We start from the raw sequence: 11683 nt of genomic DNA, 5'->3' as shown, positions 1-11683 counted from the left end.
CAGCTAAAAAATACTCAAGCGGTCGGCGGCACGTAACCGGCAGCCTCATCGGCGCCTTCACCGAAGAAATGGCGCTCCATCTGGGTCGCCAGGTACTTGCGTGCGCGGGCGTCGGCCATGTTCAGGCGGTTTTCGTTGATCAGCATGGTCTGGTGCTTCAGCCAGCCCTGCCAGGCTTCCTTCGACACGCCTTCGTAGATGCGCTTGCCCAGTTCGCCCGGGTAGGGCGGGAAGTCCAGGCCTTCGGCTTCCTTGTCGAGTTTGATGCAGTGGACGGTGCGCGCCATTTTATTGCTCCTGGTTCGAAATCGGAAAACCTCGATTATAAGGTCTTGATGAAAATCTGCGACCGGCGCTGCCAGTTATACATGTGGGCGCGGTCCTTCGGCAGGTCGTCGACGGTGGCCGGGACGAAGCCGCGCTTCTTGAACCAGTGCGCGGTGCGGGTGGTCAGCACGAACAGTTTCGTGAGGCCGGCGGCGCGCGCGCGGTTCTCGATGTTCTTCAGGATGCGTTCGCCGTCGCCCTGGGTCTGGGCGTCCGGGCTCACGGTCAGGCAGGCCATCTCGCCCATCTTCTCGCCCGGGAAGGGATAGAGCGCGGCGCAGCCGAAGATCACGCCATCGTGGTCGATGACGGAGAAGTGGTCGATTTCGCGTTCGATCAGCTCGCGCGGACGCTTGACCAAGGTGCCGTCGGCTTCCAGCGGTTCGATGAGCTTGATAATTCCGCCCACGTCCTCAATTGTGGCCTGGCGCAGGCTTTCCAGGTTCTCGTGGCTGATCATGGTGCCCACGCCATCGTGGGTGAACAGTTCGAGCAGGGCCGAGCCGTCCATTTCGTAAGGGACGATGTGGGAGCGGTCGACGCCGCTGTTGCAGGCCTTGATCGCATGCTGCAGGTAGAACGAGGCGTCGGAGGGCAGGAAGCCCGCCTGCAGCACGGCTTCGGCCTGGTGCGAGGACAGTTCGCGGATCTCGGCGCCGGCGGCATCCTTCATCATCGGCGTTTCGGTGATGAAGATGAGCTTTTCGGCATGCAGGGCGATGGCGGCCTGCGCGGCCACGTCTTCCATGGTCAGGTTGAACACCTCGCCGGTCGGCGAGAAGCCCAGCGGCGACAGCAGCACGATATTGTCTTCGGTCTGCAGGATCGGGTGGATCTTCTCGGCCGCGATCTTGCGGGTGACGCCGGTCAGTTCGAAGTCGACGCCGTCGATCACGCCGAGCGGACGCGCGGTGACGAAATTGCCGGAGACGACGCTGATGTGGGCATTCGACATCGGCGTATTCGGCAAACCCTGGCTGAAGGCCGCTTCGATGTCCAGGCGCAGTTCGCCGGCCGCTTCCTTCGCGCACTCCATCGCGGCGCCGTCGGTGATGCGCACGCCGTTGTGGAAGCGTCCCTCGACGTTGCGCAGGCCGAGCTGCTCGGCGACCTGGGGCCGCGAGCCGTGCACCAGCACGACGCGGATGCCGAGGCCGACCAGCAGGGACAGGTCCTGGGCCAGCACCGGCAGGGCGCCGGAGGCGACGAGTTCACCGGGGAAGGCGACGACGAAAGTCTTGCCGCCGAATGCATGAATATACGGCGCGACCGAGCGCAGCCACTGGACGAATTGGGTAGGGTTTTCCATTTGCCGCATTATAATTGGCTGCGCGACTTGCGCACCAAATACCTTGTAAAAATCAATGTCTGAACAGAGTAACAAGCCTTCGCCGAGCCCGGCGCGCGCAGCGTCTCCCGACCGCAATCCGAACCAGCCACGCAAGGAGGCGGGCGGCAAGCCACGCGCGCCTGCGCGCGAGGGTGCGCTGGCGAACGCGCTCGCGCAGGCGAAGGTGCGTGCGCCGGCCGCCGCGCCGCAGAATGGAAAGCCGGCGCAGGAACGCAAGTCCGGCGACGGCAATCGCAATGAGAAGCCGCGCGGCGAACGCAAGCCGCCCATGCGCACCCCGCTGCCGGCGATTACCTTCCCCGAAGACCTGCCGGTCTCCGGCCGCCGCAAGGAAATCGCCGAAGCGCTGATGAAGCACCAGGTGATCATCGTCTCCGGCGAAACCGGTTCCGGCAAGACGACCCAGCTGCCGAAGATCTGCCTGGAGCTGGGCCGCGGCGAGAAGGGCATGATCGGCCACACCCAGCCGCGCCGTATCGCGGCATCCTCCACCGCCAAGCGCATCGCCTTCGAGCTGGGCACGCCGCTGGGCGAGCATGTCGGCTACAAGGTTCGCTTCAACGACACACTGCAGCCGGGCGCCTGGGTCAAGCTGATGACCGACGGTATCCTGCTGGCCGAGACCCAGACCGACCCGCTGCTGAAGGCCTACGACACCATCATCATCGACGAGGCCCACGAACGCAGCCTGAACATCGACTTCCTGCTCGGCTACCTGAAGGAGATCCTGCCGCGCCGTCCGGACCTCAAGATCATCATCACCTCGGCGACCATCGACGCCGACCGCTTCGCGCGCCACTTCGGCACCCCCGAGAAACCGGTACCGGTAATCGAAGTCTCGGGCCGTTTGTACAAGGTCGAGGTGCGTTACCGCCCGGTCGACCGCGACCCGGTCTCAAGCCCCGCTGGCGCGTCCGATGCGGGCAAGCCGGTCTCGAAGGCCCAGGCCGCGCGCGACAAGCGCGACCTGATCGACGCTGTCGTGGACGGCGTCGATGAACTGTGCCGCCTGGGGCAGGGCGACGTGCTGGTCTTCCTGCCCGGCGAGCGCGAGATCCGCGACTGCGCCGAAGCCCTGCGCAAGCAGCATCCGCCGCACGTCGAGATCCTGCCGCTGTTCGCCCGCCTGTCGGTGGAGGAGCAGGACCGCGTTTTCAAGACCACCAATGCGCGCCGCATCGTGCTGGCGACGAACGTGGCCGAGACCTCGCTGACCGTGCCCGGCATCCGCTACGTGGTCGATTCCGGCCTGGCGCGCGTAAAACGCTACAGCTACCGCAACAAGGTCGAGCAGCTGCAGGTGGAAAGCATCGCGCAGTCGGCCGCCAACCAGCGCGCCGGCCGCTGCGGCCGCGTGGCCGACGGCGTCTGCATCCGCCTGTACGAAGAAGACGACTTCCTGCAGCGTCCGAAATTCACGGACCCGGAGATCCTGCGTTCCTCGCTGGCCTCCGTCATCCTGCGCATGAAGTCCCTGCACCTGACCGACGTCGAGACTTTCCCCTTCGTCGAGCCGCCGCAGGGCCGCGCGATCGCAGACGGCTACCAGCTGCTGCAGGAACTGGGCGCGGTCGACGATGCCAACGAGCTCACAAGCATGGGGCGCAAGCTGGCCAAGCTGCCGCTCGACCCGCGCGTGGGCCGCATGATCCTGGCCGCCGTCGACAACAACTGCCTGACCGAGATGCTGATCATCGCGTCCGCACTGTCGGTGCAGGACCCGCGCGACCGGCCGATGGAATACCAGCAGCAGGCCGACGAGAAGCACAAGAAATTCGCCGACGAGAAGAGCGAGTTCCTCAGCTATATCAAGATCTGGCGCTGGTTCGAGCAGGCCATCGAGCACAAGAAGACCAACCGCCAGCTGCAGGAAAACTGCCGCGAGAACTTCCTCTCGCAGCTGCGCCTGCGCGAGTGGCGCGACGTCCACTCGCAGCTGCTCACCATCGTCAGGGAGCAGGGCTGGCGCCTCAGCGAGGCCGCGGCCACCTACGAGCAGCTGCACATGGCGCTGCTGACTGGCCTATTGGGGAATATCGGCTACAAGATGGAAGACGACGCTGCCTACCTCGGCGCGCGCGGCATCAAGTTCAACATCTGGCCCGGTTCCTCGCTCGGCAAGAAGGCCGGCAAGTGGGTGATGGCGGCGGAACTGGTCGAGACCACGCGCCTGTACGCGCGCACGCTGGCGCAGATCCAGCCGGAGTGGGTCGAGAAGATCGGCGGGCACCTGCTGAAGAAATCCTGGGGCGAGCCGCGCTGGGAAAAGAGAAGCGCCCAGGTGACGGCCAGCGAACGCGCGACCCTGTACGGCATCGTCGTCTACAGCCAGCGCCGCATCAACTACGCCAACATCAACCCGCAAGAGGCGCGCGAGATCCTGATCCGCGACGCGCTGGTGGCGGGCGACTACGAGACCCGCGCGCCTTTCTTCGCGCATAACCACAAATTGATCCGCGAGATCGAGAACCTCGAGCACAAGTCGCGGCGCCTGGACGTGCTGGTGGACGACCAGCTGATCGCGGCCTTCTACGACAAGGAGATCCCGGGCGACATCGTGAACGGCGCCGGTTTCGAGAAGTGGTACAAGGACGCCTCGCGCGACAACCCGAAGCTGCTCTTCCTGAACAAAGAGGAGCTGATGCGCCACGAGGCGGCCGGCGTCACCACCGAGCTGTTCCCGAAGACGATGAACGTGACCGGCATCGAAATGGCCTTGAGCTATCACTTCGAGCCGGGCAGCCCGCGCGACGGCGTCACCTTGAGCGTGCCGCTGTTCGCGCTGAACCAGATCCCCTCGGCGCGTCCGGGCTGGCTGGTGCCGGGCATGCTGAAGGAGAAGGTGCAGCTGCTGCTGAAGTCCCTGCCGCAAAAGCTGCGCCGCCACTGCGTGCCGCTGCCGGACTACGCGGCCGGCTTCTTCGAGCGCAACCAGGACCCGGTGCGTTTCGGCCGCGGCGACCTGATCGACGCGCTGATTGCGGACATCCACCAGCACACCAGCGCGCGCGTGCTGACCACCGACTTCAAGCTGGAGACCCTGCCGGCCCACCTGTCCATGAATTTCAAGGTGGTCGACGAGCATGGCCGCCAGCTCGAGATGGGGCGCAACCTGGCGAGCCTGCAGGCGGAGCTGGGCGGGCAGGCGCGCCAGAGCTTCCAGCGCATGGCGGAAACGACGCCGGCGGCAGTGGCCAGCGGGCAGGCGCGGGCGCAGGCGGCGTTTGGCAAGCCTGCGGCGCCGGCTTCTTCTGCGGCAGCCGCACCTTCTGCGAAGAAGGGCGCCGAAGCGCCGGCCGCAGCGCCGGCCAACCACGGCGTCAGCCAGCACACCAATATCACCAGCTGGACCTTTGGCGAGCTGCCGGAACTGCTGGAGATCAACCAGGGCAAGCTGACCCTGATCGGCTTCCCGGCCCTGGTCGACAAGATCACCCATTGCGACCTCGAAGTCTTCGACGATCCCAACGTGGCCGCGCGCACCCATCGCATCGGCCTGCGCCGCCTGTTCGCGCTGCAGTTCAAGGACCAGCTGAAGTTCGCCGAGAAGAACATCCCCGGCCTGCAGCAGATGGGCATGCAGTTCATGTCGGTTGGCTCGCCCGAGGACCTGCGCGAGCAGATCGTCAACAAGGCCATCGACATCGCCTGCCTGCAGGACCCGCTGCCGATCGATGCGGCCTCCTTCAACAAGCGCAAGGACGAGGGCAAGGGCCGCATCGGCCTCCTGATCAACGAGATCGCGCGCCTGGTGGGGCAGGTGCTGGCCGAGTTCCACGGCATGCCCAAGCGCCTGCAGAACCTGCCGCAGGCGGTGGCCGCCGACATGCAGGGGCAGTTGAAGGAACTGGTGCACAAGCGCTTCATCGCCGAGACGGAATACAGCCAGCTGTCGCACTTCCCGCGCTACCTGAAGGCGATGAACGTGCGTCTCGAAAAGCTGCGCACGAATACGGCGCGCGACGCCCAGCTGATGGCGGAGTGGCAGACGGCGGCCAGCCAGTTCCAGCGCACCATCAAGAACCAGCCGCTGAAGAACCTCGATCCGCGCATGACGGATTTCAGGTGGATGCTCGAGGAGCTGCGCGTGTCGCTGTTTGCGCAGGAATTGCGGACGCCGATGCCGGTGTCGTCCAAACGTCTACAAAAAGTATGGGAGTCGATGCTGCGATGAAGATGGCTACTTTGGTCCTGTGTGCGGCGGCTTGCCTGCCTGTTGCAAGCGAGGCAGCGCCGGCGACGGCATCCGCCTCGGTATCCGCCGCCGCCCCGCTGTCCATCGGCGACACCTGGACCATCGCCTCCACCGCGCTCGGCGAGACCCGGCGCATCAACGTCTACGTCCCGGCCGGCATCCCCGCCGGCACGCCGCTGCCGGTGATGTACATGCCGGACGGCGGCATGCTGGAAGACTTCCTGCACGTGGCCGGCCTGCTGCAGGTCGGCGCCGGCAACGGCACCGTGCGGCCCTTCCTCCTGGTCGGCATCGAAAACACCCAGCGCCGGCGCGACCTCACCGGCCCGACCGAGGTCGCGAAGGACCGCACGATCGCGCCGAACGTCGGCGGTTCGCAGGCCTACCGCAATTTCATCCGCAACGAGCTGATGCCGGAAGTGGAGAAGCGCTACCGCGTCACGCGCGAGCGCGCGATCGTCGGCGAATCGCTGGCCGGCCTGTTCGTGGTCGAGACCCTGGCGCTGGAGCCGGACCTGTTCGACACCTATATCGCCATCGACCCCAGCCTGTGGTGGAACGACCGCCAGTTGGCGAAGCGCCTGGCTGCGCAGCCGCCCAGTATCGCGGGCAGGAAAACGCTGCACATCGCTTTCAGCGCCGATGGCCTGCCGGACGTCGACCCGGCGCTGAAGGCCAGTCTCGGCAAGGCGCCGGGCCTGGACTTCAGCTACGAAGCGTGGCCGGGCGAGACCCATGCCACCATCTACCACCCGGCCGCATTGAAGGCCTTCCGGGCCGTGCTCAAGCCTCGCTGAGCAGGTAGCGCCCGATCGCCTCGCCGACCTCGGTGGTGCTGGCCGTGCCCTGCATGTCCGGCGTGCGCGGTCCTTCGACCAGGCACCATTCGATGGCGCGCAGGATGGCGTCGTGGGCCGCCGTGTAGCGGGCGTCGCCCCGGCCGAGGAAGTCCAGCATCATCGCGCCGGACCAGATCATGGCGATCGGGTTGGCGATGTTCCGGCCGTAGATGTCGGGCGCGGAGCCGTGCACCGGTTCGAACAGCGAGGGGAAGCGGCGCTCCGGATCCAGGTTGGCCGAAGGCGCGATGCCGATCGTGCCGGTGCAGGCCGGGCCGAGGTCGGACAGGATGTCGCCGAACAGGTTGGAGGCGACCACCACGTCGAAGCGTTCCGGCGACAGCACGAAGCGCGCCGCCAGGATATCGACGTGGTACTTGTCCCACGCGACTTCCGGATAGGACTCGCCCATTGCGGCCAGGCGCTCGTCCCAGTAGGGCATCGAGATCGCGATGCCGTTCGACTTGGTGGCGGCGGTCAGGTGCTTCTTCGGGCGTTTTTGCGCGAGCTCGAAGGCGTACTTGAGGATGCGGTCGGTGCCGTGGCGGCTGAAGATCGCTTCCTGCAGCACGATTTCGCGCTCGGTGCCTTCGAACATGCGGCCGCCCACCGAGGAATATTCGCCCTCGGTGTTTTCACGCACCACGTAGAAGTCGATGTCGCCCGGCTTCTTGTTCGCGAGCGGGCAGGGCACGCCCGGCATCAGGCGCACCGGACGCAGGTTCACGTACTGGTCGAACTCGCGGCGGAACTTGAGCAGCGAACCCCACAGCGAAATATGGTCCGGCACCGTGGCCGGCCAGCCGGCGGCGCCGAAGTAGATGGCCTCGAAGCCGTCGAGCTGCTGCTTCCAGTCGTCCGGCATCATCTGGCCGTGCTGCGCGTAGTAGTCGCAGCTGGCCCAGGTGAAGGTGGTGAGTTCGAGTGGGATGCCGAAACGGCGCGCCGCGGCTTCCAGCGCGCGCAGGCCTTCCGGCATGACTTCCTTGCCGATGCCGTCCCCGGCGATCACGGCGATCTTGTGTGTTTTCATGTGGTCATGATAATGAAAAACGCGGCGTATATAATCGTGTCAAATGTGGTTTCGGGGAACACGAATCGTGAATAATCTGCTCGAGAATGAGGACCTCAAGGTCTTCGTCACCGTGGTGCGCAAGGGGAGCTTTGCCGGCGCGGCGTCCGAACTCGGGATGTCGGCCGCCTATGTCAGCAAGCGCATCGGCGTGCTCGAAGGCCTGCTCGGCGTGCGCCTGTTCCAGCGGACCACGCGGCGGGTCGTGATCACCGAAGACGGCGAACGGGTCTTCGCGCGCGCGCAGATCATCCTTGAAAACCTGGACGAGCTGGTCGACGAAGTGTCGGAACGCCGCCGCGAGCCGGGCGGGCGCGTGCGCATCTGCAGCAGCTTCGGCTTCGGCCGCAATATCGTCGCCCCGGCGATCGCGAAACTGGTGGCCGCCTATCCCGCGCTGCAGATCCGCTTCGAGGTGTTCGACCGCCTGGTCGATCCGGTCGCCGAAGGCTTCGACCTCGACGTGCGGGTCGGCGACGAGATCGCGCCCAACCTGATCGCGCGGCGCCTGATGGACAACCACCGCATCCTGTGCGCGGCCCCGGATTACCTGGCGCGCCATGGCGTGCCGAGGACCTTGCAGGATCTTGCGGGACACCAGTGCCTCGCCATCAAGGAGCGCGACCGTCCCTTCGGCGTGTGGCGCCTGCGTGGCCGCCATGGCGAGGAGACGGTGAAGGTATCCGGGCCGCTGTCCACCAACCACGGCGAGATCGCGTTGCGCTGGGCCGTCGAAGGAGCGGGCATCGTGCTGCGTTCGCTGTGGGACGTGCAGCCCCACCTGGACGCCGGTCGCCTGCTGCAGGTGCTGCCCGAGTACACGCAGGAGGCCAACGTCTGGGCCGTGTACCCGCAGCGCCTGGAGGGATCGGGCAAGCTGCGGGCCTGCGTGGAATTTCTGGAGCGTCAGCTGGCCTGAACGGCACGGACGTACGATCCGCCCTTGAGCGACGCCACATCGCGCGCCAGGCGGCCGAGGAAGCAGCCGTTGAAGACGCCGAACAGGGCGCACACGGCGGCCGCGAACAGCGCGTCCTGGCGCGCATGCGGCAGCACCGCCAGCAGCACCGAGGCCGCGTACTTGGTCACGAAGATCGCCATCATCATCGCCAGCGGCACCCAGCTGCCGCGCACGATCACGCTGCCGGGCGTGGCGGCGCGCGCGGTGCGGCTACGGCCCAACTTCCATACCAGCAGCGCGGCCGCGGCCGCGGCAATTGCCCAGGCGGCGAGCGGCATGGCGTTCGAGCCGAACTTCGTGACCACATCCTGCAGCGACAGCGCCAGCATGATGGCCGGGACGATGAACAGGCTGCGGACTGGCATCTCGCGGTCGCGCAGGGCGGCCGTGCCGCGCCAGACCAGCACGGCGAGGATGGCCCAGACGTAGACGGGGGTATGGATCAGGATTTGCTGCAGCATGGCGGTCTCCGTTAAGTGAATGACAGTGACGCCACTTTGCCCGAGGCCGGGATGGGAAGAGAGGGTATGCGACGAAGCGCGGCCGGGCGGCGCGAAATGCAGCCCGGTGGCGCGAGTTGCAGCCTCCTCGGCTGGCGTTCAGCCGCCGGCACGCTCGCGGAACCAGTCCGCGCTCGCCGCATCGGCCGGGAAGAAGGATTCCAGCCGCAGCTCGTGCACCGTCACGTCGTGCGGCGTGCCGAGGGTGGTGATGGTGGTGAACAGGTTCAGGCGCACGCCTTCATGTGCGATCTGCAGCGGCAGGAAGGGCAGGGCGCGCCGCTCCAGGTTCGGTACGTGGCCGGCGGACGGCATGCCGGGCAGGGCGGACAGCTCGGCCAGCAGCGCGGTGGCCTCGTTGCCGGGGCCGTCGGCCATGGCTTCGCGCTGTATCCACAGCAGGCTGTCGGCGCACACGGCTTCCCAATTCAGGAGGCGCGGGCGCAGGCCGTCGGGGCTCAGCATCAGGCGCAGCACGTTGATCGAACCGTCGCGCGGGATTGCGGCATCGAGCGGCATCCCGAGCAGCCACTTCATCATGCCGGCGGCCGGTTCGTTGAACATCACCAGGTTCCACAGGCGGTCGACCACCAGCGCGGGGAAGGGCGCCTGCTGGCGCAGCATGAATTCGAGGGCCTGCATCACGCTGGCCAGTTCCGGGTCGGACAGCTTGCGCTCCTGGTAGGCCGGCGCGAAGCCGGCCGCCAGCAGCATCGCGTTGCGCTGGCGGAGCGGGACGTCGAGGGCGATGCCGAGCTTCAGGATCAGGTCGCGGCTGGGTTGCGAGCGGCCGCTCTCCAGGAAGCTCAGGTGGCGCTGCGAGACCCCGCTGTCGGTCGACAGCCGCAGCTGGCTGACGCCGCGCCGCGTGCGCCAGTAGCGCAGCGCGGACGCGAAGTCATTGAAGTAGCGGGCGCCGCTGCCGGCGCGGCCGTCGATGTCGTCCATGCGCTCGCTCCTGTTCAGTCGCGGCCAATGTAACCGGGCTCGTTAATGAACTCAAGCAGATCCGCATTCACTTGCTCAACATGGGTCACGAACATGCCATGCGCCGCGCCCTCGATCACGCGCAGGCGCACGTCCGGGATCAGGGCCGCGCTGCGGCGCGCGGTGAGATCCAGCGGGGCCGAGACGTCGCGGTCGCCGGCCACGATCAGCACCGGCACGCCGATCGCGCGCAGTTCGTCGGCCATGTCGGCGCCCTGGACCGCGACGTGGCAATCGTGCAGGGCCTGCAGCGAGGTATCGAGCGCCATCGCGGCCAGCCACGCCCTGGTGGTCGCATTCGCGCCGGGCACGAAAGGCTCGATGTTCTCCTCGATCCAGAGCGGGTAATCGCGCAGCAGCTGCAGGCTGCGGAACTGCTCGAGAAGGCTTGGGTCGACGCCGCCGGGATTGGACGGCGTCAGCGTCACGCCCGGCGTCATCGGCCCGAGCAGGGCGACGCGTTCGACGCGGGCGCTGCCGAAGCGGCTCAGGTAGCGGACGATCTCGTTGCAGCCCATCGAGTGGCCGACCAGCGTCACCTCGCTCAGGTCGAGCGCATCGATGACCGCGGCGATGTCGCCGGCCAGGGTGTCGAAATCGTAGCCGCCGCCCGGATCGCTGGAGCGGCCGTGGCCGCGGCGGTCGAAGGCGATGCAGCGCAGTCCGCGCTGCTGCAGGGCCATCATCTGGTAGCCCCAGGAGCTTGATGCCATGGACCAGCCGCCGACGAACAGCACGGTCCGGGCCTGCGCCCGACTGCCGGGCCAGTCGCGGTAGAACAGGTGGACGCCGTCCGCGGTGGCGATGGTGTTGGGGCCGGCGATATGGGCATGTGCGCGCATGGTCGTCTCCTCAGGCGGCGTCGAGGAAGCCGGTGACCTTGAGCAGGCGCCCGTGAGCATCGACGTAGGCGACGTCGCTGCCCTTCGCGACCGGCGCGCCGGGGCCTTCGGGCGCAAGCGTCCACGCGAAGCGCACGACGTCGTTGTGCCCGTCCGGGGTGCCGTGCAGGAAGAAGCGGTGGCCGGGGAACTGGCGCTGGGCGGCGGCGATCATGCTGTCGATGCCTTCGATGCCGCTGCCCCGCATCATCGGGTCGGCATAGGTGGCGCCGGCCGCGAACAGCTGGGCGATGCGGGCGCGCCGGGTGATGTCGTCGCGTTCGTTCCAGACGGCGAGGTAGCGGTCGGCGATGATGGTGGCGTGGCTGGCTGGGTGGTTCATACTGGTCTCCTGAGTGGGTGAGTCGATGGAGACCATTGTGCTGGCCGGTGATCGGCGCGGCGATTACGTCCCAGGTAATCGCCGTCCCGCGCTCACCGGCCGCGGGTGACGTCACCCGATATTGCTACCGCGGATCTTGCTGATATCCTTGTCGTCGCCCAGATTGCCGGCGCGCGGGTCGGTGCTGATGCCAGCGCTGCTGCTGCCGGCGCTGCCCGAGCCCAGAT

Annotated in this window: 10 protein-coding genes; 3 read left to right on the top strand and 7 right to left on the bottom strand. The window is 66.9% G+C overall.

Annotated elements, in window-relative coordinates:
- Positions 1–14: 14 nt before the first annotated feature.
- A complete protein-coding gene (locus tag LQV39_RS21580; protein ID WP_230029003.1) occupies positions 15–287 on the bottom strand; it encodes an oxidative damage protection protein in 273 nt (90 codons plus the stop codon).
- Positions 288–322: 35 nt separating this feature from the next.
- On the bottom strand, positions 323–1645 hold the full coding sequence (gene argA, locus LQV39_RS21575; protein ID WP_374199455.1) for an amino-acid N-acetyltransferase: 1323 nt from the start codon (positions 1643–1645) through the stop codon (positions 323–325).
- A 46-nt stretch (positions 1646–1691) separates the two neighbouring features.
- Between argA and hrpA the strand changes: the two genes are divergently transcribed.
- Together hrpA and LQV39_RS21565 are read left to right on the top strand one after the other, a co-directional pair.
- On the top strand, positions 1692–5852 hold the full coding sequence (gene hrpA / locus LQV39_RS21570) for an ATP-dependent RNA helicase HrpA (protein ID WP_230028989.1): 4161 nt from the start codon (positions 1692–1694) through the stop codon (positions 5850–5852).
- Positions 5853–5854: 2 nt separating this feature from the next.
- Positions 5855–6670, top strand: a complete 816-nt coding sequence (locus LQV39_RS21565) for an alpha/beta hydrolase (protein ID WP_230028975.1) — start codon at positions 5855–5857, stop codon at positions 6668–6670.
- Here the strand turns inward: LQV39_RS21565 and LQV39_RS21560 are convergent.
- On the bottom strand, positions 6657–7745 hold the full coding sequence (locus LQV39_RS21560) for a tartrate dehydrogenase (protein WP_230028968.1): 1089 nt from the start codon (positions 7743–7745) through the stop codon (positions 6657–6659). The genes LQV39_RS21565 and LQV39_RS21560 overlap by 14 nt on opposite strands.
- A gap of 67 nt (positions 7746–7812) precedes the next feature.
- On the opposite strand from LQV39_RS21560, the gene LQV39_RS21555 reads away from it, so the two are divergent.
- A complete protein-coding gene (locus LQV39_RS21555) occupies positions 7813–8703 on the top strand; it encodes a LysR substrate-binding domain-containing protein (protein ID WP_230028962.1) in 891 nt (296 codons plus the stop codon).
- On the opposite strand, the gene LQV39_RS21550 is transcribed toward LQV39_RS21555, so the two are convergent.
- From LQV39_RS21550 to LQV39_RS21535, 4 genes are all read right to left on the bottom strand, one after another.
- Positions 8691–9206, bottom strand: a complete 516-nt coding sequence (locus LQV39_RS21550; protein ID WP_230028955.1) for a DUF6622 family protein — start codon at positions 9204–9206, stop codon at positions 8691–8693. The genes LQV39_RS21555 and LQV39_RS21550 overlap by 13 nt on opposite strands.
- 138 nt (positions 9207–9344) lie before the next feature.
- The gene (locus tag LQV39_RS21545; RefSeq protein ID WP_230028949.1) at positions 9345–10193 is read right to left on the bottom strand and encodes a helix-turn-helix domain-containing protein; all 849 of its coding nucleotides are present in this window, start codon (positions 10191–10193) and stop codon (positions 9345–9347) included.
- 14 nt (positions 10194–10207) lie between these two features.
- Positions 10208–11074: an alpha/beta fold hydrolase gene (locus tag LQV39_RS21540; RefSeq protein ID WP_230028943.1), complete on the bottom strand. Its 867-nt coding sequence runs from the start codon at positions 11072–11074 to the stop codon at positions 10208–10210.
- 10 nt (positions 11075–11084) lie between these two features.
- Positions 11085–11456 carry a nuclear transport factor 2 family protein gene (locus tag LQV39_RS21535; RefSeq protein WP_230028937.1) on the bottom strand — a complete coding sequence of 124 codons (372 nt, stop codon included), beginning with the start codon at positions 11454–11456 and terminating at the stop codon, positions 11085–11087.
- Between the last annotated feature and the right edge of the window lie 227 nt (positions 11457–11683).

This window comes from Massilia sp. Bi118 (assembly GCF_918697865.1).
Lineage (GTDB): Bacteria > Pseudomonadota > Gammaproteobacteria > Burkholderiales > Burkholderiaceae_D > Telluria.
This window is presented reverse-complemented; position numbering and strand designations above follow the sequence as displayed.